This is a genomic window from Micromonospora sp. NPDC047465, from assembly GCF_040643125.1.
Taxonomy (GTDB): Bacteria; Actinomycetota; Actinomycetes; order Mycobacteriales; family Micromonosporaceae; genus Micromonospora.
Map to the genome: position 1 here is coordinate 113937 of NZ_JBEYTP010000010.1, position 21678 is coordinate 135614.

Annotated in this window: 20 protein-coding genes; 11 read left to right on the plus strand and 9 right to left on the minus strand. The window is 72.9% G+C overall.

Annotated features, from left to right (window positions below):
• Positions 1-532: 532 nt before the first annotated feature.
• The gene (locus ABZ793_RS12530) at positions 533-1507 is read left to right on the plus strand and encodes an NlpC/P60 family protein (RefSeq protein ID WP_357456065.1); all 975 of its coding nucleotides are present in this window, start codon (positions 533-535) and stop codon (positions 1505-1507) included.
• Positions 1508-1579: 72 nt separating this feature from the next.
• On the opposite strand, the gene ABZ793_RS12535 is transcribed toward ABZ793_RS12530, so the two are convergent.
• From ABZ793_RS12535 to ABZ793_RS12545, 3 genes are all read right to left on the minus strand, one after another.
• Entirely contained in the window at positions 1580-2569 is a 990-nt protein-coding gene (locus ABZ793_RS12535) for a sigma-70 family RNA polymerase sigma factor (RefSeq protein ID WP_176737563.1), read from the minus strand.
• A gap of 627 nt (positions 2570-3196) precedes the next feature.
• Positions 3197-4153 (minus strand): N-acetylmuramic acid 6-phosphate etherase, encoded by a 957-nt coding sequence (gene murQ, locus ABZ793_RS12540; RefSeq protein WP_357456070.1) that lies wholly within the window; start codon positions 4151-4153, stop codon positions 3197-3199.
• Positions 4150-5064 carry a MurR/RpiR family transcriptional regulator gene (locus ABZ793_RS12545; RefSeq protein ID WP_350708619.1) on the minus strand — a complete coding sequence of 305 codons (915 nt, stop codon included), beginning with the start codon at positions 5062-5064 and terminating at the stop codon, positions 4150-4152. The genes murQ and ABZ793_RS12545 overlap by 4 nt, the downstream gene beginning before the upstream one ends.
• A 303-nt stretch (positions 5065-5367) precedes the next feature.
• On the opposite strand from ABZ793_RS12545, the gene ABZ793_RS12550 reads away from it, so the two are divergent.
• On the plus strand, positions 5368-6060 hold the full coding sequence (locus ABZ793_RS12550) for an SDR family NAD(P)-dependent oxidoreductase (RefSeq protein ID WP_357456074.1): 693 nt from the start codon (positions 5368-5370) through the stop codon (positions 6058-6060).
• A 41-nt stretch (positions 6061-6101) separates the two neighbouring features.
• Here ABZ793_RS12550 and ABZ793_RS12555 read toward each other — a convergent pair whose 3' ends face one another.
• Entirely contained in the window at positions 6102-6818 is a 717-nt protein-coding gene (locus ABZ793_RS12555; protein WP_357456077.1) for a dTMP kinase, read from the minus strand.
• Between the two features lie 101 nt (positions 6819-6919).
• On the opposite strand from ABZ793_RS12555, the gene ABZ793_RS12560 reads away from it, so the two are divergent.
• From ABZ793_RS12560 to ABZ793_RS12575, 4 genes are read left to right on the plus strand one after another with little or no spacing between them, the layout of a single operon-like run.
• Positions 6920-7555, plus strand: coding sequence for a nucleotidyltransferase (locus tag ABZ793_RS12560; RefSeq protein ID WP_357456080.1), 636 nt, complete (start codon positions 6920-6922; stop codon positions 7553-7555).
• Positions 7552-7827, plus strand: coding sequence for a hypothetical protein (locus ABZ793_RS12565; RefSeq protein ID WP_350678265.1), 276 nt, complete (start codon positions 7552-7554; stop codon positions 7825-7827). The genes ABZ793_RS12560 and ABZ793_RS12565 overlap by 4 nt, the downstream gene beginning before the upstream one ends.
• A 9-nt stretch (positions 7828-7836) precedes the next feature.
• Complete coding sequence (locus ABZ793_RS12570) at positions 7837-8613, plus strand: metallophosphoesterase (protein ID WP_357456084.1); 777 nt, start codon at positions 7837-7839, stop codon at positions 8611-8613.
• On the plus strand, positions 8604-8747 hold the full coding sequence (locus ABZ793_RS12575; RefSeq protein ID WP_018786997.1) for a GPGG-motif small membrane protein: 144 nt from the start codon (positions 8604-8606) through the stop codon (positions 8745-8747). The genes ABZ793_RS12570 and ABZ793_RS12575 overlap by 10 nt, the downstream gene beginning before the upstream one ends.
• Positions 8748-8923: 176 nt before the next feature.
• Here ABZ793_RS12575 and ABZ793_RS12580 read toward each other — a convergent pair whose 3' ends face one another.
• Positions 8924-9697 carry a peptidoglycan DD-metalloendopeptidase family protein gene (locus tag ABZ793_RS12580; RefSeq protein WP_357456088.1) on the minus strand — a complete coding sequence of 258 codons (774 nt, stop codon included), beginning with the start codon at positions 9695-9697 and terminating at the stop codon, positions 8924-8926.
• A 247-nt stretch (positions 9698-9944) separates the two neighbouring features.
• Between ABZ793_RS12580 and ABZ793_RS12585 the strand changes: the two genes are divergently transcribed.
• The 5 genes from ABZ793_RS12585 (at position 9945) to ABZ793_RS12605 (ending at position 16257) form a co-directional block, all read left to right on the plus strand.
• A complete protein-coding gene (locus ABZ793_RS12585; protein ID WP_357456091.1) occupies positions 9945-11285 on the plus strand; it encodes an ABC transporter substrate-binding protein in 1341 nt (446 codons plus the stop codon).
• 71 nt (positions 11286-11356) lie between these two features.
• Entirely contained in the window at positions 11357-12406 is a 1050-nt protein-coding gene (locus ABZ793_RS12590) for a sugar ABC transporter permease (RefSeq protein WP_357456094.1), read from the plus strand.
• 1 nt (position 12407) lies between these two features.
• A complete protein-coding gene (locus tag ABZ793_RS12595) occupies positions 12408-13376 on the plus strand; it encodes a carbohydrate ABC transporter permease (RefSeq protein ID WP_357456097.1) in 969 nt (322 codons plus the stop codon).
• A 60-nt stretch (positions 13377-13436) separates the two neighbouring features.
• Complete coding sequence (locus ABZ793_RS12600; RefSeq protein WP_357456100.1) at positions 13437-14516, plus strand: LacI family DNA-binding transcriptional regulator; 1080 nt, start codon at positions 13437-13439, stop codon at positions 14514-14516.
• Between the two features lie 64 nt (positions 14517-14580).
• On the plus strand, positions 14581-16257 hold the full coding sequence (locus tag ABZ793_RS12605) for an alpha-amylase family glycosyl hydrolase (RefSeq protein WP_357456233.1): 1677 nt from the start codon (positions 14581-14583) through the stop codon (positions 16255-16257).
• A 34-nt stretch (positions 16258-16291) separates the two neighbouring features.
• On the opposite strand, the gene ABZ793_RS12610 is transcribed toward ABZ793_RS12605, so the two are convergent.
• The 4 genes from ABZ793_RS12610 to xylA form a co-directional block, all read right to left on the minus strand.
• On the minus strand, positions 16292-17716 hold the full coding sequence (locus ABZ793_RS12610) for an MFS transporter (RefSeq protein ID WP_357456103.1): 1425 nt from the start codon (positions 17714-17716) through the stop codon (positions 16292-16294).
• A 62-nt stretch (positions 17717-17778) separates the two neighbouring features.
• A complete protein-coding gene (locus tag ABZ793_RS12615; RefSeq protein WP_357456106.1) occupies positions 17779-18891 on the minus strand; it encodes a DUF5925 domain-containing protein in 1113 nt (370 codons plus the stop codon).
• Between the two features lie 40 nt (positions 18892-18931).
• On the minus strand, positions 18932-20413 hold the full coding sequence (gene xylB / locus ABZ793_RS12620; RefSeq protein WP_357456109.1) for a xylulokinase: 1482 nt from the start codon (positions 20411-20413) through the stop codon (positions 18932-18934).
• A 12-nt stretch (positions 20414-20425) separates the two neighbouring features.
• Positions 20426-21613, minus strand: a complete 1188-nt coding sequence (xylA, locus tag ABZ793_RS12625; protein ID WP_357456112.1) for a xylose isomerase — start codon at positions 21611-21613, stop codon at positions 20426-20428.
• Positions 21614-21678: the final 65 nt, after the last annotated feature.

Sequence of the window (21678 nt, forward strand, 5' to 3'; positions counted from 1 at the left end):
TCTGTCGTGTCGTGGCGCCTTGAGGATTCACTGCGCTACCTCCCGCGGCTGTGTGCCGGGGTCGGCTCCCGCCGACGGATCGCATCAATGCCGGTCGACGGGATTCCCGGCTCCGCGGTTCATTGTGTGGCGCACGTGCCAGCCGATACGGCGCTTTCGCCCCACGGCGACGGGCGGCCGGCGGCGAGACCGTCGGGTAGCGGCCGCCATGTCCGTCTTGTCGGTCATAGCGCCCCAGGCTCCGCCGGCATACGCCCAGAACGACGAAAGCCGCGTATCACCCGATCGACAACAATCAGCGCCATCGTCCGGCGACAGCGCACGATCGCCGGCACGTATGCCCACCGGCACGACCGACACACCCCGCCACTTTGCCAACATTCGCCCCGGCTTCAACTGCGGGCGACTCCTGCCCCGGGTTACGTTGTCCGGGCCGGCCGGTCGACCGCCGTCCACCAGGACTGCACCGGCCCGGTGTCGCCGGGGGCCTCAGCAGCCCGCGGCGGCGTGCTGGGAGAGGAGCCTTCCGCTCTTGTCGTCCCTCAGGAACACGCTGCGCGCCCTGGTGGTCGCCGCGGTGACGGCCACGCTGGTCGCGCCCGCGGTGCCGGCCCGGGCCGAACCCTCCCCCGCCGAACTGACCCGGCGGATCGAGAAGTCCTCCACCGAGCTGGAGCACGTCGTCGAGGCGTACAACAAGCTCCGCGAGGAGATGAAGGCGAACCAGGCCGCCGTGACCCGGGTGCAGGGCCGGATCGGGCCGCTGGAGCAGCAGGCCGAGCGGAGCCGGGCGGACGTCGGCGAGCTGGCGGTGACCGCGTACAAGACCGGCAGCCACCTGTCCACCACCGAGGCGCTGCTGCGTCCCGGGGGCTCCGACACCCTGCTGGACCGGCTGCACATGATCGACCGGCTCACCCAGCAGCGGCAGGAGACCATCGCCACCTTCACCAACGACCAGCGCCGCCTGCTCGCCGAGAAGACCCGGCTGGACGTCACGCTCGGTCGGCAGGCCGCCCAGGCCCGCGAGCTGACCGCCGCGAAGAAGCGGATCGAGCGCGACCTGGCCGAGCTCTACGAGCTGCGCCGCCAGGCGTACGGCCGGGCCACCGAGAAGCCGGCCGCCCGGCCCGACAGCGCGGGCGACGCTCCCGCGGTCTCCGGCCGGGCCGGCGTCGCCGTCCGGTACGCCTACGGCGCGCTCGGCAAGCCGTACGTCTGGGGCGCCGACGGACCGAACGGCTACGACTGCTCGGGCCTGACCTCGGCGGCCTGGCGGGCGGCCGGCAAGTCGCTGCCGCACAACGCCCGCATGCAGTGGGGCGCGGTAGCCCACATCAGCAAGGGCGAGCTGCGCCCCGGTGACCTGGTCTTCTACCGAGGGCTCGGGCACGTCGCGCTCTACGTGGGCGGCGGCCAGGTGATCGACGCGCCGAGCGCCGGGCGCAACGTGCTCAAGCGGGGCATGAACCTGATGCCCATCCAGGGCTACGGCCGGGTGCGCTGACCGCACCCGGATACGGCGAACGGCCGGCGTCCCCCTATCGGACGCCGGCCGTTCGCCGTCATTCCTACCAGCTCAGGCTGCCTGCAGCCCCTCCGCGCGGGCCAGCTCGCGGAGCCGGCCGAGCGCCTGGATCTCCAGCTGCCGGATCCGCTCCCGGGAGAGCGAGAACCGCGAGGCCACCTCGGTGAGGGAGTGCTCACGGCCGTCCTCCAGCCCGTAGCGGGCCCGCATGATGCCGGCCGACCGGTCGTCGAGGTGGTTGAGCAGGCCCTCGATCCGCTGCCGCTCCAGGCCGGTGAGGACGATCTCCTCCGGCGACGGGGCGTCGCTGTCGGCCACCAGGTCGCCGAGGTTGGTGTCGCCGTCGTCGCCGACCGGGGTGTCCAGCGACACCGTGTCCTGCGACCAGCGGACCAGCTCGTTGACCCGCTCGACGGTGACCCCGAGGGCCGCCGCGATCTGCTCCGGCTCCGGGTCGCTGCCCAGCTCGCGGGTGAGCTGCCGGGCCACGTTGCGCATCCGGTTGACGTCCTCGACCAGGTGCACCGGCAGACGCACCGTGCGCTCCTGCTGGGCGATCGCCCGGCTGATGGCCTGGCGGATCCACCAGGTCGCGTAGGTGGAGAACTTGTAGCCGCGCTCATAGTCGAACTTCTCGACCGCCCGCACCAGGCCGGTGTTGCCCTCCTGGATCAGGTCCAGCATGGGCATGCCCGAGCGGACGTAGCGGCGGGCGATCGACACGACCAGCCGCAGGTTGGCCCGGATGAACAGGTCCTTGGCCCGCTCACCCTCGGCGACCAGCCGCTCCAGGTCTTCCCGGTCGACACCGGCGGGGACGCGGTCCTCGCCGAGCAGGTGCTCGGCGTAGAGGCCGGCCTCGATGGCCTTGGAGAGGTCGACCTCCTTGGCGGCGTCCAGCAGTGGCGTCCGGGAGATCTCGTGAAGGTAGACGCCGACCAGGTCGCGCTCCTCGGCAACCTCGTCGGTTCGCATGCCGATGTTCTTGTCCACGTTGCCCACGGTCCCCTCGCTCGCGCCGGTTGCCCGGTTCCTTGCCATCCCCACGTCCATCAGCCCTCCCCCGTAACTTCCGCTGTGCCCACCGGTGCTGACACCTACACAACAGATGAGACGCGTCGGGGATTCCATGTCGTGAGTCGAAAGTGTCACGAATGCCTGATAATCCGCTGAGAGCACGATCCACGTTTGCTGTCAGCACCCCGTGTGGCGGCGCTCCGATGGGCACCACGCAGGGTCGGCGGGTCGACGCGTCGCCGTTTCCCCGGTACATGGCAACATCGCCCACCCCGGTGACACAGCGACCCGGCTCACCGCAGCACTGCGATCCTGGTCACTGCCAGATACGCGCCCGTGGACCGGTCGGTTCATCCACGCCCGTGGTAATACCCCACCCCCCGATGAACAATCCGCGCCCCGGATCTATGCCCGGCACGTGACGCAGCTCGCAGGGAGGGGCGAACGGGAGGCGGTGCGGCGCTGCGGCGGGGTGGGCCCGGCGACGCGAACGCGCGGTGACGTGGCGGCGGGCGAGGTGCGGGGTGACTCGGGCAACGGGCTTGATACGGGCGGCCGGGTGAGGTCAGGGTGACGCGGGCGCGGTCAGGGGTGACGCGGGGACGGGATGGAGGCGTGGGTGGGCCGGGGGGGTGACGGCGGGCGCCCCGGTCAGGAGGCCAGCAGGGCCAGGGCGCCGCGGACCTGGTCGGCGGAGCGGGCGAGGGCGGCCCGCGCGGCCGACACCTCGACCCCGGAGACGAGCGAGACCAGCGCGGTCTTCATGTCGCCGTCGGCCTCGCCGAGGGCCCGCCGGCAGATCTCCTCGGAGCAGCCGGTGGCCTCCATCAGGATCGAGATCATCCGGCCGCGGAGCTTGGCGTTGGTGGCCACCATGTCGATCATCAGGTTCGAGTAGACCCGGCCGAGCCGCACCATGACCGCCGTGGAGAAGGTGTTGAGCACCAGCTTCTGCGCGGTGCCCGCCTTCATCCGGGTCGACCCGGTGACGACCTCGGGTCCGGTGTCCACGCCGATGAAGACGTCCACCGACCGGGCGGCCTCCGCCTCCGGGTTGGCACAGAGCAGCACGGTCGAGGCGCCCTTGGCCCGGGACGCGGCGAGCGCCCCCAGGACGTACGGCGTGCGCCCGCTCGCGGCGAGTCCGACCACGAGGTCGCCGGCGCGTACGCAGTCGGCGGCCTCGGCCGCCCCGCCCCGGTCGTCGTCCTCGGCGTCCTCGACCGCCCGCCACATGGCCTCCGGCCCGCCCGCGATGTGCGCGCAGAACCAGTGCCGGGGCGAGTTGAAGGTGGGGGCGAGTTCGGCGGCGTCGATCACGCCGAGCCGGCCGGAGGTGCCGGCGCCGAAGTAGTGCACCCGGTGCCCGCCGCGCAGCGCGGCCACCGCCAGGTCCACCGTCGCGGCGATCTCGTCCAGGACGTCCGCGACCGCGCCGGGCACCCGCCGGTCCGCCTCGTTGATCACCGAGAGCACGTCCCGCGTCGACATCAGGTCGAGGTCGGCGCTGTGTGGATTGCGCCGCTCCGTCGGCGCGCCGACCCGGATCACCGGCCGGGCCGCCATCGGAGTGGTCACGTCCTGCGGTTCCACCGCGCCGGCCGTCATGCCCGCCTCCGTCCCGAGCCGACCCGGTGGGACTGGACCGCCTCGGCGGTCGCCTCGAGGGCCTTGCGGGCCCGCGACCGGTTGCGCGCCGCCACCCCGACGAAGAGGCAGTCGACGACGGTGAGCTGGGCGAGCCGGCTCGCCATCGCGCCGGAGCGGTAGGTGGTCTCGCGGGCCGCCGTGGTGAGCACGAAGTCGGCGACCTCGGTGATCGGCGAGCGGGGGAAGTTGGTCAGCGCCACCGTGGCGGCGCCCCGGGCCCGGGCCTGCTCCAGCACCTCGACCACGTCGGAGGTGGTGCCGGTGTGCGAGATGCCGACCGCGACGTCGCCCCGGCCGAGCAGCGCGGCCGACGTCAGCGCGGTGTGCACGTCGGGGAAGTAGAAGGCGGTGCGGCCGATCCGGTGCAGCTTCTGCTGGAAGTCGGAGGCGACGAAGCCGCTGGCGCCGGCGCCGTAGACGTCGATCCGGCCCGCGCCCGCGATGGCCTCGACGACCTGCTCACAGATCGCCGGGTCGAGCTGCTCGGCCGTCTCCTCGACGGCGCGCGCGTCGTTGAACGCGATGGTGGCGATGATCTGGGCGAGGTCGGCGCCGGGCGGGATGTCACCGCCGACGACCCGGGCGTCCGGCGGCTCGACCCGGCGGGCGGCCTCGGCGGCGAGCCGGATCCGCAGCTGTGGGTAGCCGTCCATGCCGACCGACCGGCAGAACCGGATGACGGTCGCCTCGGATGTCTCGGCGGCGGTGGCGAGGTCGGTGATGGTCCGACGCGCGGCGTCGGCCGGGTCGGCGACGACCAGCCGGGCGACCCGCTGCTCGGCCGGCGACAACGACGGGAGCAGGCCGCTGATGTGGACGATCAGTCCACCCGGCTCGTGACTCGCAGAAATCTTCGGACTCTTCGCCACGGATGAAACTTACTTTCATGAGGCGTGAGCGTCAACCATGACTCCACGTGTTGGGGGAAACACCGCCCGCCGGGACCGCCGGATCTGCTCAGGGTGCCACTCCCCCGACGCCGTCACCTCCCCCGGGAGGGCATCTGGCCCCTGCCGGTCGGCCGCCGTCTCCGGAAAGACCATGCCACCTTTCCGCCTTCCGCGACGTCCCGTCGCCCCGGCGACGCCCCGGGCCCGGCCCGCCCCACGCCTCCTCCCGGACGACGTCCCGGCGGGCGACGCCGGGGCCGGGCCGGCACTAGCGTGTGGCGCATGGCGGATCGCAGTGTGCTGGTCACCGGGGGAACGGGCGGACTGGGCGGGGCGGTCACGGCCGCCTTCCTCGACGCGGGGTGGCGGGTGGTCGTACCCGGACGGGAGCGGCCGCCGGCGACGGAGCCGGCGGCGGGCGGACCGGTCCGACTGGTCGCGGACCTCACCGACCCGGCCGGCGCGGAGCGGGCGGTCGCGGCGGCCGCCGACGATCCCGCGGCGCCGCTGCGGGCGGTGGTCAACCTCGTCGGCGGGTACGCCGGCGGCGGGCTGGTGCACGAGACCCCGGTCGAGGAGTTCGACCGGATGCTGACGGTGAACCTGCGACCGACCTGGCTGGTGACCCGGGCGGCGCTGCCGCGCCTGGTCGCGGCCGGCGGTGGCGCGGTGGTCTGCGTCTCCTCCCGTGCGGCCGTCGCCCCCTTCCCCGGCGCCGCCGGCTACGTGACCGCCAAGGCGGCCGTGCTCGCCTTCGCGAACGCGGTGGCCGTGGAGTACCGGGCGGCCGGGGTGCGCTGCAACACGGTGCTGCCGAGCGTCATCGACACCCCGGCGAACCGCGCGGCCCAGCCCACCGCCGACCACTCGCGCTGGGTCACGCCGGCCGAGATCGCGCCGGTGGTCCGCTTCCTCGCCTCCGACGAGTCGGCGCCGACCAGCGGCGCGAGCATCCCGGTCTACGGCCGCGCCTGACCGGCCCGGTCGCCCACGGCCAGTCGGCCGCGCCCGGCGGGTCAGACGGTCAGGCGGCCCGCCGCGACCGGCGCGGCCACGACGGCGGGGGCGGCCACCGCGCGGGGCGGGCCGTCCCCGTGGGCGGCGTCGAGCCAGCCGGCGAGGTGGCTCCTGATCTGCCGGGACACCTCCTCCGGCGGGCGCCCGGCGTCGACCACCACGAAGGTCGGGTGCTCCGGCAGCGCCCGGTACGCGGCGTCCGCGGCGGTCAGGTACCGCATGCTCTCGTGGTCGGTGCCGCGCTGCTCGATCCGCCGGTACGCCTCGGCCGGGTCGACGGTCAGCAGGAAGGTCACCTGCGGCCGCGGGAAGACCCGGTAGCCCACCCGGGCGAGCCGCTCCCAGCGCTGGCCCCCGTGGGCGCGGATGCTCGCGTACTGGCAGGCGGAGTACCGGTCCATGACCGCGATCCGGCCCGTGGCCAGGCAGCCGAGCAGGGCGGCGGCGATGGCGAGCCAGCGCAGCACGGACTCCACGGCGAGCAGGCCGCCGCGCCCGACGAGACGCTGGGCGTCCGGCCGGCCGAGGCGGTGCGCGACGCGGCCGAGCCAGCGGCGCCCACCCGCGTTGCGGTGGTAGGTGGCGGGGTGCCCCGCCGCGGTGAGCGCGTCGGCGAGCCGGTGCGCCTGGGTGGTCTTGCCCGAGCCGTCGATGCCGATCAGGGCGACGGCGCGCAATCGGGCCCTGCCGCGCCGTGCCTCCGATGATCTGGACACCCTGCACAGGTTATCCGACCCGCGCTCGCGTTGCCGGAGATTTGTACCGTCTGCTCCCGGTTGACCCCACCCGCGCCTCCTGCCAGGTGTGGCCCCCCGGGATGCCGGGTACCGGAGTTGGAGCCGCCTACCACCATCGACGGGAGACGCCAATGGCCGAGCGCGGGGACGAGAGCCTGGTGCACACGCTGAAGAAGGTCGCCGCCGTGCTCAAGCAGGAAGAGATTCCCTTCGCGCTCGGCGGCAGCTTCGCCGTGTACGCCCACGGCGGCCACTCCAGCGAGCACGACGTCGACTTCCTCATCCGGGAGGTCGACGTGGAACGCGCCCTGGAGGCCCTGGTCGCGGCGGGTTTCACGGCCGAGCGCCCGCCCGAGGACTGGCTGGTCAAGGTCTTCGACGACGGGCGGATGGTCGACCTCATCCACCGGCCCATCGAGACGCCGGTGACCGAGGAGACGTTCGCCGACACGATGGTCCGGCCGGTCGACGCGATCCACATGCCGGTGCTCTCGGCCACCCAGTTGATGGTGCACAAGCTGCTCAGCTTCTCGCAGCACTACTGCGACTTCGCCCGGGGCCTGCCACTCGCCCGTTCGTTGCGGGAGCAGATCGACTGGGAACGGGTACGGAAGGAGACGCAGCACTCGCCGTACGCGGAGGCGTTCCTGGTGCTGCTGGACCGGCTGGACGTGGTGCCGTACTCCGGCACCCCGCAGCGAGAGGGGACACCGTGACCGAGCACCGCGACGTCGCCACCGGGCCGCCCGACGAGTACGTCGAGGCGGAGGTACACCGGCTGCTCACCGAGGACCCGGACGTGGCCGAGCAGGGGATCACCGTGGTCCGCCGGGAACGCGGCCTCGTGCTGTACGGCGAGGTGGAGAGCCCGCACCGGCGGGAGGAGATCCTGCGCCGGGTGGCCGAGCGCTTCCCGGACGTGCCGATCACCAGCGACATCGGGGTGATCCGCGCGCAGGCGCCCACGGAGATCGAGCAACTGCCCTGAGGGAGGTGCATGGTGATCCGGATCGCCGCCGTGGGCGACGTGCATCTGGACGAGGACGTGGTCGGCCGGTTCCGGCCGGCGCTGGAGGAGCTGCCCGAGCACGCCGACGTGCTGCTGCTCGCCGGTGACCTGACCCGGCACGGGACGGAGTCGGAGGCCCGGTGCGTGGCCACCGAGTTCGGCGGGCTGGGCGTGCCGGTGGTGACCGTGCTCGGCAACCACGACCACCAGTGCGACCAGGTGCCGCAGGTGGTCAAGGTGCTGGAGAGCGCCGGGATCAGGGTCCTGGAGGGCGACGGCATCGTGCTGGAGTGCGCCGGCGGCCGGCTGGGCGTCGCCGGGGTGAAGGGGTTCGGCGGCGGGTTCGCCGGGCGCTGCGCCAGCGACTTCGGCGAGCCGGAGATGAAGGCGTTCGTCCGGACCACCACCGACAGCGCGGACGCGCTGGCCGCGGCGCTGCGGGGGCTGGACTGCGACGTGCTGGTGGCGCTCACCCACTACTCGCCGGTGCCGGACACGCTGGCCGGCGAGCCGCTGGAGATCTACCCGTTCCTGGGTTCGTACCAGCTCGGTCAGGCGATCGACTCGGCGCCGACCGCGCTGGCGTTGCACGGGCACGCGCACGCCGGGACCGAGCGGGGCACCACGCCCGGCGGGGTACGCGTCCGCAACGTCGCCCACCCCGTGATCAAGCAGGCCTACAGCGTCTTCCACCTGGGCGACCACCTCGATCAACCGGAGGTTTCCCGCGTCGGCGGCTCGGGTATCCAGCAAAAATGGAGCTGATTCTCTGGATTCTCGCAGTCGTACTCGTGGTCGCCGGCATCCTCGCGCTGTTCCGCCGGCAGATCCTGTGGGGCATCGTCCTCATCGTGGTGGGCCTGCTGGTCGGGCCGGGTGGTGTGAGCATCTTCAGTTGACGTGGCGGCCGTCCGCCGCCGACCGGGACCCGCCGGGGTCGTCGTGACCGGAACTCCGTCCTCCCGACGGGAGCGTCCGGACCCGACGACCCCGGCGCCGTGTTGTCCGCGGGTGGCCGCTCCCGGCGCGCGCCGGATGACGGGGCCCCGGGCGGTCCCGGGGCCCCGTCCCGCGCTCAGCAGCGCGGCACGTTGGGGATGTAGCCGTCGTGGCCGGTGTAGACGTACGCGTCGGCGATGTAGCGTCCGCTGCCGATCCGGTCCCAGATCGAACTGGTGCCGTAGGTGCCGGTGACGGTGGTGCCGCTGGTCTGGCAGTAGATGGTCACCCGGGTGCCGTCGGCGACGGTGCCCACCGCCTCGTAGCCGGTGCCGGGGCCGGAGCGGACGGTCAGCGGGGTCCCGCTGGTGTTGACCGTGCCGGAGCCGGTGGTGCTGCCGCAGCCGTTGTCGCTGGTGTAGGTCTTCGTCCCCCAGTAGAGGGCGAGCGTGCCGTTGAAGCGGACCTGGATGTCGTTGCCGTCGAGCCGCTGCTCGTAGTGCAGGTGCGGGCCGGTGGAGCCGCCGGTGCTGCCGACCCAGCCGATCACCTTGCCGTAGCCGACGGTCTGTCCGACGGAGACGTTGAAGCCGTTGAGGTGGGCGTAGTAGGTGGTGTAGCCGCCGCCGTGGTTGATCCGGACGTACTTGCCGTAGCTGGTCCCGCCGAGGTCCGTGACCCGGTCGACGGTGCCCGGCGCGCTGGCCACCACCGGGTCGCCGAGGTCGTCGGTGCGGTTGAAGTCGATCGCGTACGCCGGGCTGTGGCCGGTCCGCGTCTGGCCGGACCAGGACTGTCCGCAGGGGAACGGCACCTTGAACGTCGGCGCGGCCATCGCCGGGGCCGCCGGGAGCAGCGCGCCCACGGCCAGCAGACCGGTCGCGAGCAGGCTGAGCCATCGCTTACGCATCCAGAACCTCCAATGTTGAAATTCTTCTATACCTACCTCCAGCGTGACAGAAATCGCCACTCCTGAAAAGATGCCGACGCGTGTCATGGGAGCGCGCCCACACGGCAACGACAGGGTTTCCGGATTGTTACTCGGTCGTGTCCGGTCTGGGGTGGACCGGGTCGGATGCAAGCGCTTACATGTGTTGATGCCCAATCGGACCGGCGCGCGTTCGATCCCCCACGCGCCGGCAAGGAAGGAGAACGGCATGGCGTTTGCCAGATCACGCCCGGCTCTCGCGATCGCCGGCGTACTGGGGCTGGCGCTGAGCGTCACCGCCTGCGGCACCGGCAGCGACAAGAAGAGTGACACCGCGGGTTCCGCGGAGTGCGCCGCATACGAGAAGTACGGCGACAACAAGGGCAAGAAGGTCACGATCTACTCGTCGATCCGGGACATCGAGGCCGACCGCCTGGCGGAGTCCTGGAAGCAGTTCGAGGACTGCACCGGCATCGAGATCGACCACGAGGGCAGCGCCGAGTTCGAGGCGCAGCTCGGCGTCCGGGTCGACGGCGGCAACGCGCCCGACCTCGCGTTCATCCCGCAGCCGGGTCTGCTCAAGCGCTTCGTCGACTCCGGCAAGCTCAAGCCGGTCGGCGCCGACACCAAGAAGATGGCGGAGGAGAACTACCCGGCCGACTGGCTGAAGTACAGCACCGTCAACGGCCAGTTCTACGGCGCCCCGCTCGGCTCGAACGTGAAGTCGTTCGTGTGGTACTCGCCGAAGACCTTCAAGGAGAAGGGCTGGACCGTCCCGAGCACCTGGGACGAGCTGATCGCCCTGAGCGACAAGATCGCGGCGACCGGCACCAAGCCGTGGTGCGCCGGCATCGAGTCCGGTGACGCCACCGGCTGGCCGGCCACGGACTGGATCGAGGACGTGATGCTGCGGACGCAGACCCCCGAGGTCTACGACCAGTGGACCACCCACGGCATCCCGTTCAACGACCCGAAGGTCGCCGAGGCCGTCGACAAGGCCGGCACCATCCTCAAGAACGAGAAGTACATGAACGGCGGGTACGGCGGCGTGAAGAGCATCGCCACCACCGCCTTCGGCGAGGCCGGCCTCCCGATCACCACCGGCAAGTGCGCGCTGCACCGGCAGGCGTCCTTCTACGCGAATCAGTGGCCGAAGGGCACCAAGGTGGCCGAGGACGGCGACGTCTTCGCCTTCTACTTCCCGGCGATCGACCCCGCCAAGGGCAAGCCGGTGCTCGGCGGCGGCGAGTTCGTCTCGGCCTTCACCGACCGCCCCGAGGTCCAGGCGGTGCAGACCTACCTCGCCTCCGGCGAGTACGCCAACAGCCGCGCCAAGATCGGCGACTGGGTGTCGGCGAACAACAAGCTCGACCTGGCCAACGTCGCCAACCCGATCGACAAGCTCTCCGTCCAGATCCTCCAGGACAAGAGCTCGGTCTTCCGCTTCGACGGCTCCGACCTGATGCCGGCCACCGTCGGCGCGGGGACGTTCTGGAAGGGCATGGTCGACTGGATCAACGGCAAGGACACCGCGACGGTGCTGAACGGCATCGAGAGCAGCTGGAAGTGATCTGAGCCGGTGGCCCGACCCCTGCGGAGGTCGGGCCACCGGTCCACGACCGAACCCATGAAGGAGGGTCGATGGAGTTCGACTTCATCGAGGAGAAGGACAAATTCCTCATGCTGGGGTACGGGCTGCTCGCCTTCGTCGCGGTGGTGGGCGGTCTGCTCCTGCTCCTCGACGTGGTGCCGGCCTGGTTCGCCCGCCGCCGGGAGGCGCAGCTCGTCGCCGTCTCCGCGAGCGGCGCCCCGCTCCCCCGCCGCCGCAAGCCGCGGGAGGGCGTGTTCGCGCTCTTCTTCCTGCTGCCGACGCTGCTGCTGCTGACCGTCGGGCTGGTGGTCCCGGCCATCCGCACCACGATGCTCTCCTTCATGGACGCGGGCAGCAACGACTGGGTGGGGCTGCGCAACTACGGCTGGATGTTCTCGGAGGACTCGATCGTCCGGGTGCTGCTGAACACCCTGGTCTGGGTGCTCCTGGTCCCGCTGGTGGCCACCGCGTTCGGCCTGATCTACGCGGTCATGGTGGACAAGGCCCGGTTCGAGGCGGTCGCCAAGTCACTGATCTTCCTGCCGATGGCGATCTCCTTCGTCGGCGCCAGCATCATCTGGAAGTTCGTGTACGCCTACCGCGGCGACGGGCAGGAGCAGATCGGTCTGCTCAACCAGATCGTGGTGAGCCTCGGCGGCGAACCGAAGCAGTGGCTGCTGGAGTCACCGCTGAACACGCTGCTGCTGATCGTGATCATGGTGTGGATCCAGGCCGGGTTCGCCATGGTGGTGCTCTCCGCCGCCATCAAGGCCATCCCCGCCGACATCGTGGAGGCGGCCCGCCTCGACGGGGTCACCCCGTGGCAGATGTTCTGGCAGATCACCATGCCGAGCATCCGGCCGGCACTGATCGTGGTCGTGGTGACGCTGTCGATCGCCACCCTCAAGGTCTTCGACATCGTCCGGACGGCCACCAACGGCAACTACGACACCAGCGTCATCGCCAACGAGATGTACAACCAGGCGTTCCGGTACGGCCAGAACGGGCAGGGCTCGGCGCTGGCGGTCTTCCTGTTCATCCTGGTGGTGCCGATCGTGATCTACCAGATCCGCAACCTCCGACAGCAGCGGAAGGGCTGAGATGACCACCGCAACGCCCACCGTCGCCGCCGGCACCCAGAAGACCGACGGCCGCACGTCCACCGCCGCCGCGCGGGTGCGCAAGCGGCTGAACAGCCGCACCGCCACCCTCGTGTCGATCGTCATCGCGGTGCTCTGGACCGTCCCGACCTTCGGCCTGTTCATCTCGTCGTTCCGGCCGGAGGACCAGATCAAGAGCAGCGGGTGGTGGACCTTCTTCACCGACCCGCAGTTCACCTTCGAGAACTACCAGGAGGTGCTGTTCGGGCGCTCCTCGTCGTCCGGGCAGCTCGCCAGCTACTTCATCAACTCGCTGGCGATCACCATCCCGTCGGTGCTCTTCCCGCTCGCCTTCGCGGCCCTGGCCGCGTACGCGCTGGCCTGGATCAACTTCCGGGGGCGGGACTGGGTGTACATCGCGATCTTCGCGCTGCAGATCGTGCCGCTGCAGATGGCGCTGGTGCCGCTGCTGAAGTTCTTCTCCACCGGGGTCACCGTCGCCGGGGTCACCGTGCTGCCCGCCTGGGACCTGGTCGACGAACAGAAGTTCGCGCAGGTGTGGTTCGCGCACACCTGCTTCGCGCTGCCGTTCGCGGTCTTCCTGCTGCACAACTTCATCTCGCAGCTCCCGGGAGACCTGATGGAGGCCGCCCGGGTCGACGGGGCCACCCACCCGAAGATCTTCCGCACCATCGTCCTGCCGCTGATCACCCCGGCGCTGGCCGCGTTCGGCATCTTCCAGTTCCTCTGGGTCTGGAACGACCTGCTGGTGGCGCTGATCTTCGCCGGTGGCGGCGACGAGACCGCTCCGCTCACCGTCCGGCTGGCCGAGATGGCCGGCACCCGGGGCAACGAGTGGCAGCGGCTCACCGCCGGCGCGTTCGTCTCGATCGTCGTACCGCTGATCGTCTTCCTGTCCCTTCAGCGCTACTTCGTGCGGGGCCTGCTGGCCGGCAGCGTCAAGGGCTGACGCCTCTCCGCCGCCGCCGGGACACCGGCGGCGGCGGAGCCGGCGCGAAGCGGGGGTACCGTGACGAAGATCGATGATGTCGCACGTCTGGCCGGGGTCTCCACGGCCACCGTCTCCAGGGCGCTGCGCGGGCTCCCGGCGGTCTCGGCCGCGACCCGGCGGCGCGTGCTCGCGGCCGCGGAGCAGCTGGAGTACGCCGTCTCGCCGAGCGCCTCGCGGCTGGCCGGCGGGCGCACCGGCACGATCGCGGTCGTGGTCCCGCGGATCACCCGGTGGTTCTTCGCCACCGTCGTGGAGTCCGTCGAGGAGTTCCTCCACCAGTCGGGCTACGACCTGCTGCTGCACAACCTCGGCGGGCGGGAGCAGACCCGCCAGCGGGTGCTGAGCGCGGCCAACCTGCACAAGCGGGTGGACGCGATCATGCTGGTCGCCACGCCGCTGCGACCCGCCGACCTGACCGCCCTGACGAAGCTGGCACTGCCCGGGGTGACCGTCAGCTCCGGCTCGGTCGTGCCGGGCTGGCCCTGCGTACGCATCGACGACGTGGACGCCGCGCGGACCGCCACCCGGTACCTGCTCGACCTGGGCCACCGCCGGATCGCGCACATCTCCGGCGACCCGAAGGACGAGCTGGCCTTCACCACCCACCTCGACCGGCGGCGGGGCTACCGGGAGGCGCTGCGCGACGCCGGCCTCGCCCCGGACCCGGGCCTGGACGTGGAGTCGCAGTTCACCATCGACGGCGGCACGCGCGCCACCGAGGAGCTGCTCCGCCGCGGCGACCCGCCGACGGCGATCTTCGCGGCCTGCGACGAGATGGCGATGGGGGCGATGACCGCGCTGCGGGACGCCGGGCTGCGGGTGCCGCAGGACGTCAGCGTCATCGGCGTCGACGACCACGACCTGGCCCGCGTCGTCGGGCTGAGCACGATCGCCCAGCCCGCGGCGGAGCAGGGCCGGCTGGCCGCCCGGATGTTGCTCGACCCGCTCGTCGGCCGGCGGCCGGAGCCGCCCGGCCCCGACGCGGGCGCGGACCTCGCCCCGGGCCGCCGGGCAGCCGGCGACCCGCCGGAGCGGCCCGTGATCCTGCCCACTCGACTTATCGTGCGGGAATCGACCGCGCCGCCCCGGGCACACTGACGGGGACCGCCGATCCCCCGGCACCACGCACCCGACCGTACGGCTCGACACACGGGAGAAGGCCCTGAACAGCAACCCGACACACCAGGACACGCCTGCCGACGCCGCCACCGGTTGGTGGACGCGGGCCGTCATCTACCAGGTCTATCCGCGCTCCTTCGCCGACTCCGACGGCGACGGGATCGGTGACCTGCCCGGCATCACCGCCCGCCTCGACCACCTCGTCGAGCTGGGCGTCGACGCGGTCTGGCTGTCGCCGTTCTATCCGTCGCCGCAGGCCGACGCCGGCTACGACGTGGCCGACTACCGCGACGTCGACCCGCTCTTCGGCGGCCTCGCCGACGCGGACCGGCTGATCGCCGAGGCGCACTCGCGCGGGCTGCGGGTGATCGTCGACCTGGTGCCCAACCACACGTCGTCGGCGCACCGCTGGTTCACCGCGGCGCTCGCCGCCGCCCCGGGCAGCCCCGAGCGCGACCGGTACGTGTTCCGGGACGGCCTGGGACCGGACGGCGACCGGCCGCCGAACGACTGGCAGAGCGTCTTCGGCGGGCCGGCCTGGACCCGGGTCACCGACCCCGACGGCCGACCCGGCCAGTGGTACCTGCACCTGTTCGACACCGGGCAGCCCGACCTCAACTGGGAAAACCCCGAGGTGCGGGCGGAGTTCCTGGACGTGCTGCGGTTCTGGCTGGACCGGGGCGTGGACGGCTTCCGGGTCGACGTGGCGCACGGCCTGATCAAGCAGGCCGACCTGGCCGACTGGCAGGAACCACAGGAGATCCTCTCCGGGCGGGAGGTCGACAAGCCGCGCCCGCCGATGTGGGACCAGGACGGCGTGCACGACATCTACCGGGAGTGGCGCCGGCTGCTGGACGGCTACCCGGGCGAGCGGATCCTGGTCGCCGAGGCGTGGGTCGAGCCGGCCGAGCGGCTGGCCCGGTACGTGCGCCCCGACGAGATGCACCAGGCGTTCAACTTCGAGTACCTGTTCGCCTCGTGGACCGCGCCCGCCCAGTACGCGGTGATCACCCGCTCGCTGGAGGCCACCGACGCGGTCGGCGCCCCCACCACCTGGGTGCTGTCCAACCACGACGTGGTCCGGCACGCCTCCCGGCTCGGGTTGCCCGTCGGCGGCAAGCGGCCCAACGGCATCGGCATCGGCGACCCGCAGCCGGACGCCGCGCTCGGCCTGCGCCGGGCCCGGGCGGCCACCCTACTGATGCTCGCCCTGCCCGGCTCGGCCTACCTCTACCAGGGCGAGGAGCTGGGCCTGCCGGAGCACACCACGATGCCCGACGAGGCGCGACAGGACCCGACCTGGGTACGCAGCGCGTACACCGAGCGGGGCCGGGACGGCTGCCGGGTGCCGATCCCGTGGGAGGCCGACGCCCCGTCGTACGGCTTCGGCCCGACCGACGCGAGCTGGCTGCCGCAGCCGCCGGTCTGGGCGGAGCACGCGCTGGACCGGCAGCGGGGCGTGCCCGGCTCGACGTACGAGCTGTACCGGACGGCGCTGCGGCTGCGCCGCGAGCACGACCTCGGCGCGGGCCCGCTGGAGTGGCTCGCCAGCGGCGACGAGGTGCTCTCCTTCCGCAACGGCGGGCTGACCGTGCTGACCAACTTCGGCGACGCCGCCGTGCCGCTGCCGGCCGGCACCGAACTGGTGCACGCCAGCGCCCCGCTCGACACCGACGGCGCCGTGCCCACCGACGTGACGGTCTGGGTCCGCCCGGCCTGACGTGTAAGGAAGGGCCCCTGCCAGGGGCCCTTCCTTACAACCGCTCGGCGCGGGTGTGCAGGAGGTCGTGGACGTCGGCGATGTCCGTCGGCGAGGTCCGCGACGCCAGCCAGTACATGATCCCGGTCGGGATGAAGAAGAGCTGGAACGCGGCCAGCCCGACGGCGTAGTTCAGCGGCGGCGGGAAGGCCGCCCGCAGCCCGTGGAAGGCGACCCCGACCAGCCCGTTGCCGGCCGCCCGACCGACGCCGTTCACCAGGTTGCCGAGGCTGTAGACGGTGCCCCGGTGCTCGGGCGGGTTGACGTCGGCGATCAGGGCGAACCAGTTCGGCGAGTTCGCGGAGGTCAGCGCCAACGCCACCACGGCGGTGAGCAGGCTCAGCCCGACCGTCGGCTCGGTGACCACGCTGGCCAGCACCGCCCGGACCACCGTCCCCGCGCCGGCGCCGTCGGGCACGTCGATGCGGATCGGCACGAAGAAGAGCACCAGGTAGAACGGCAGCGCCGCGAGGATGCCGACCGCCGCGACCAGCGCGCGCCCCCTCGGCGTACGGCGTTGCAGGGCGTCGCCGACCAGCCCGCCGACGATGGAGAGCACGCCGCCGAGCTGGAACAGGGTGGCGAAGACGCTGCCCACCACCACGGCGGTGGCGGCGGAGTAGCCCTGGTCCTCGGCCCGCTCGGCGAAGAGCACGGGCAGCCAGACCAGCGACCCGAAGGCCGCCTGGGCGGTGAGACCCTGCAGGATCAGCCACCGGTTCGTCCGCCGGCCGAGGATCCTCGGCAGGTCCGCCCGGCTGATCCGGTAGTCGTACTCGGCGCCGGTGGCGAGCGCGTCGGCCAGCTCCGGTTCGCTCTGGCCGCGGCGGATGTCGTAGGTGAACAGGTAGGCGGCGGTCGCCAGCAGGCCGACCACGGTCAGCGCCAGGAACGGCCGCCGCCAGTCGGCCGCCCCGAGCAGCCCGCCGACCAGCGTGCCGGCCAGCGTGCCGACCCCCTGGGACAGCCCCCAGAAACTCATCACCAGCCCCCGCCGGCGGGGTGAGATCAGGTCGGTGACGACCGAGAACCCGACCGACCCGACGGCGCCCAGCCCGATCGCCGCCAGCAGTTGCGCGGCCAGGAACGCGGGGTAGTTCGCCGCGACCGCGCTGCCGCCGGTGCCCAGCGCCCAGATCAGGGTGCCGACCATCAGCAGCGGCTTGCGGTTCGCGCGGTCGCCGACGTACGCCCAGCCCACCGCCGCCACCGCGCTGGCCAGGAAGCTCACGGCGGTGACCAGGCCGAGCAGCCGCCGCGGCACGTCGAAGGCGTCGGCGATCGGCCCGTACAGCGGGGGCACCAGGCCGATCGCCACGTTGTCCAGCGAGGCGAGCAGCACGAAGACCACGACGCTGTAGAACCGGTGCGCGGTCGAGCCGCCCCAGACCCGCGCCGCCCCGCCCCTCATCAAGGTCATGAGCGGCAGCCAACCAGGGTCAGGTCACGAGCGGGTGACGGCGCGCGGGCGGGTCGGGCGGCTCAGAGGTAGCCGCCGATCGCGGGCGGGGCCGCGGGCGTGGCCGGCGTGCCCGCGCGCAGCGCGTACAGCTCGGCGAGGGTGGCCCCCTGGGGCGGCACCCCCGCCGACGTGCCCAGCCAACCCGTCGCCTCCTCGTACGACAGCGGGCCCACCTCGATCCGGGCCAGGCAGCGCCCCGGGCGGACCACGGCCGGGTGCAGCCGGGACAGGTCCTCGTTCGTGGTGATGGCGACGAGCACGTCGCGCCCCTGCCCGAGCAGCCCGTCGGTCAGGTTGAGCAGCCGGGACAGCGCCTGGCCGGCGGCCTGCTTCGCCTCGCCCCGGATCAGCTCGTCGCAGTCCTCCAGGATGAGCAGCCGCCACCGGCGACCCGTGCCCGGCTCGCCGTCCTCGTCCCCGACCGCCACCTCCGACAGGTACGCCGGGTCCGCGAAGAGCACGTCCGGGTCCAGCACGGCGTCGACCTGGCACCACTCGCGCCACGCCCGGGCGAGGGCGCGCAGCGCGGTGGTCTTCCCCGTCCCGGGCGCTCCGTGCAGGAGCACCAGCCGGCCGGCGAGTTGCTCCGGGGTGGTCGCCATCAGCGCGTCGAGCGCGGTGCGCGCCCCGGCGGCGTAGTTCGGCCGGATCTGCGCCCACTCCGGCGCGGCGATCGACCGCACGTCCCGCTGGCTGCCGCGGCGGGGGTTCTGGTGCCAGAAGCCGATCCGGCCGGCACCCGGGTCCTCCGGTTCGGCGGCGCCGTCGACGATCCGGTCGAGGGCCGCCCGGCCGACCTCCTCGGTCACCGCCGTGACGGTCACCTCGGCACCCCGCCCCTTCCAGGTGACCACCCGGGCCGTCCAGCCGTCGCCGGCCAGCAGGCGGGACCGCTGCCGGTTCTCCACCGCCGTACGCAGCAGCCGCCCGTCGGGGGCGGTCAGGGGCGCGTCGGGGCGCACCCGAGAGAGCCGGACCGTGTGCGACCACGGGTGCCGGCCGGTGACGAAGTCCGCCAGGACCAGCGCGTCGATGACGTCGCAGGGGGTGTCCGCGTCGTCGTACTGGAGCATCGAGGGGATGCCGGTCCCGACGGTCACCGGCGCCTCGTCCGCTTGGGGGGTGGTTCGCATCCGTCGATGATCGCGAGCCGGGGCGCGCCCGTACAGCCGTTTACCTCTCGCCGGCCGGGTCGCGGTCGAGCCGGTCGAGGAAGCGGTCGCGGGCGGCGGCGTACCGCTCGCGGACGGCGGGGACGGGCGCGGCGGCGTACTCCTCGGTGTCCCGGACCGACCAGGTGGGGGGCGCCGCGCCGCCCAGGGCGACCCAGGCGGCCTGGCGGGCGGCGCCGTCGGCGACGTACTCCCCCGGCGGCGGGACGACCACCGGCACCCCGAGGACCTCGGGCGCGATCCGGCGCACCGCCACCGAGCGGGCTCCCCCACCGACGAGGATCACCCGGCGCACGGTGGCGCCCTGGGCGGTGAGCGCGTCGAGGCCCTCGGCGAGGGCACAGAGCAGGCCCTCGACGGCGGCCCGGGCCAGGTGGGCGGGGGTCGAGGTGCGCAGGGTCAGCCCGTGCACCGCGCCGGTGGCCAGCGGCCGGTCCGGGGTCCGCTCGCCCTCTAGGTAGGGCACCACGACCAGGCCGTCCGCGCCGGCGGGGGCGGCGAGCGCCAGCGTGGCCAACTCGTCCAGGTCGACCCGGAGCAGGGCCGCGGCGGCGTCGAGCACGCGGGCGGCGTTGAGCGTGCAGACCAGCGGCAGGAAGCGGCCGGTGGCGTCGGCGAAACCGGCGACCGCGCCGGTCGGGTCGGCGGCGGGGGTGTCGGCGACGCTGAACACGGTGCCGGAGGTGCCGATGGAGAGCACCACGTCGCCCGGCCCCGCGCCGACCCCGAGCGCGGCGGCGGCGTTGTCCCCGGTGCCGGGGCCGAGCACGGCCTCGTCGGGCAGCAGCCCGCCGGGCGCGGATCCGCCGGCGGGGAGGGCGTCGGGGCGCAGCGCGCCGGCCGGTTCCGCCGGGCCGAGCACGGCCGGCACGTGCGGGCGCCGGCCGAAGGCGCGCTCCAGCAGGTCGAGCCGGTAGTCGCCGGTGGCCGGGGACCAGTAGCCGGTGCCGCTGGCGTCGCCCCGGTCGGTGCGCAGCGCCGCCAGGCCGGGCGCGCCGGCCAGCCGCCAGGTCAGCCAGTCGTGCGGCAGGCAGACGGCCGCCACCCGGGCCGCGTGCTCCGGCTCGTGCCGGGCCAGCCAGCGCAGCTTGGTGGCGGTGAAGCTGGCCACCGGCACGCTGCCGACCGCGTCCGCCCAGAACCGGCGGCCGGCCGCCACGCCGCCGGCCTCCTCGACCAGCTCGGCGGCGGCCCCGGCGGAGCGGGTGTCGTTCCACAGCAGCGCGGGCCGGACGACGGCGCCCGCCTCGTCGAGGCAGACCATGCCGTGCTGCTGGCCGGCGACGGAGACCGCCGCGACGTCGGCCAGCCCGCCGGCGGCGTCGACCGCCGCGGCCAGCGCGGACCACCACGCCGACGGGTCGACCTCGGTGCCGTCCGGGTGCGGTGCCCGGCCCTGCCGGAGCAGGGCACCGGTCTCCGCGTCCCGGACGACGACCTTGCAGGACTGGGTCGAGGAGTCGACCCCGGCGACGAGCGGCATCTCCGACGGCCCTCAGCGCGCGCCGAGCAGGTGCTCGACGGCGAGCTGGTTGAGCCGGACGAAGCCGAAGCCCCGCGCGGCGGCCCCGTCGACGTCGAACTCCTCGAACGCGGAACGGTCGGCGAGCAGCTCAACATGGCCCTCTCCCGGCGCCAGCGTCGGCGTGCCGAGGTCGGCGACCCGGCTGGCCGCCAGCGCCTCGGCCACCTCCGGATCCGCTCGGAAGGCCGCCGCCCGCTCCTTGAGCAGGAGGTACGTCCGCATGTTCGCCGCCGCCGACGCCCAGACGCCGGTCGTGTCCTCGGTGCGCGAGGGCTTGTAGTCGAAGTGCCGGGGGCCGTCGTAGGCGGGCACGCCGCCGGGGCCGCCGTGCTCCAGCAGGTCGACCAGGGCGAACGCGTTGAGCAGGTCGCCGTGGCCGAAGACCAGGTCCTGGTCGTACTTGACGCCGCGCTGGCCGTTGAGGTCGATGTGGAACAGTTTGCCCTGCCAGAGCGCCTGGGCGATGCCGTGGGCGAAGTTCAGGCCGGCCATCTGCTCGTGCCCGACCTCGGGGTTGAGCCCGACCAGCTCGGGGTGGGCCAGGGTGGAGATGAAGGCTAGGGCGTGCCCGACGGTGGGCAGGAGGATGTCGCCGCGCGGCTCGTTCGGCTTGGGCTCCAGGGCGAAGCGCAGGTCGTAGCCGCGGTCGACGACGTACTGGCAGAGCAGGTCGACGGCCTCCCGGTAGCGGTCCAGGGCGGCCCGGACGTCCTTGGCGAGGTCGTACTCGGCACCCTCCCGGCCGCCCCACATCACGAAGGTGCGGGCGCCGAGGTCGGCGGCGAGGTCGACGTTGCGCAGCACCTTGCGCAGCGCGTAGCGCCGGACGTCGCGGTCGTTGCTGGTGAATCCGCCGTCCTTGAACACCGGGTGGGTGAACAGGTTGGTGGTCACCATGGGCACCACCAGGCCGGTCTCGTCGAGCGCCTTGCGGAACCGGGCGACGTGCCGGTCGCGGGTGGCGGCGTCCGCGCCGAAGGGCACCAGGTCGTCGTCGTGGAACGTGATCCCGTACGCCCCGAGCCCGGCGAGCCGGTGCACCGCCTCGACCGGGTCCAGCTCACCACGGGTGGCGTCGCCGAACGGGTCGCGGGCCTGCCAGCCCACCGTCCAGAGGCCGAAGGAGAACTTGTCGGCGGGGGTGGGACGGGGTGCCATGGCAGACCTCCGGGGGTGTCGTCCGCTATTTGTTCAGTGGTTGAATTATTTGATCGGCCTGTGGC

What these genes read in the sequence shown, in the direction of transcription:
- ABZ793_RS12580 (WP_357456088.1), bottom strand. Translation starts at nt 9,697, where the DNA reads ATGCGTAAGCGATGGCTCAGCCTGCTCGCGACCGGTCTGCTGGCCGTG.
- murQ (WP_357456070.1), bottom strand. Translation starts at nt 4,153, where the DNA reads ATGACGGCCGGCGCGGTGGAACCGCAGGACGTGACCACTCCGATGGCG.
- ABZ793_RS12575 (WP_018786997.1), top strand. Translation starts at nt 8,604, where the DNA reads ATGGAGCTGATTCTCTGGATTCTCGCAGTCGTACTCGTGGTCGCCGGC.
- xylB (WP_357456109.1), bottom strand. Translation starts at nt 20,413, where the DNA reads ATGCCGCTCGTCGCCGGGGTCGACTCCTCGACCCAGTCCTGCAAGGTC.
- xylA (WP_357456112.1), bottom strand. Translation starts at nt 21,613, where the DNA reads ATGGCACCCCGTCCCACCCCCGCCGACAAGTTCTCCTTCGGCCTCTGG.
- ABZ793_RS12560 (WP_357456080.1), top strand. Translation starts at nt 6,920, where the DNA reads ATGCCGGGTACCGGAGTTGGAGCCGCCTACCACCATCGACGGGAGACG.
- ABZ793_RS12610 (WP_357456103.1), bottom strand. Translation starts at nt 17,716, where the DNA reads ATGACCTTGATGAGGGGCGGGGCGGCGCGGGTCTGGGGCGGCTCGACC.
- ABZ793_RS12570 (WP_357456084.1), top strand. Translation starts at nt 7,837, where the DNA reads ATGGTGATCCGGATCGCCGCCGTGGGCGACGTGCATCTGGACGAGGAC.
- ABZ793_RS12550 (WP_357456074.1), top strand. Translation starts at nt 5,368, where the DNA reads ATGGCGGATCGCAGTGTGCTGGTCACCGGGGGAACGGGCGGACTGGGC.
- ABZ793_RS12535 (WP_176737563.1), bottom strand. Translation starts at nt 2,569, where the DNA reads ATGGCAAGGAACCGGGCAACCGGCGCGAGCGAGGGGACCGTGGGCAAC.
- ABZ793_RS12590 (WP_357456094.1), top strand. Translation starts at nt 11,357, where the DNA reads ATGGAGTTCGACTTCATCGAGGAGAAGGACAAATTCCTCATGCTGGGG.
- ABZ793_RS12585 (WP_357456091.1), top strand. Translation starts at nt 9,945, where the DNA reads ATGGCGTTTGCCAGATCACGCCCGGCTCTCGCGATCGCCGGCGTACTG.
- ABZ793_RS12615 (WP_357456106.1), bottom strand. Translation starts at nt 18,891, where the DNA reads ATGCGAACCACCCCCCAAGCGGACGAGGCGCCGGTGACCGTCGGGACC.
- ABZ793_RS12595 (WP_357456097.1), top strand. Translation starts at nt 12,408, where the DNA reads ATGACCACCGCAACGCCCACCGTCGCCGCCGGCACCCAGAAGACCGAC.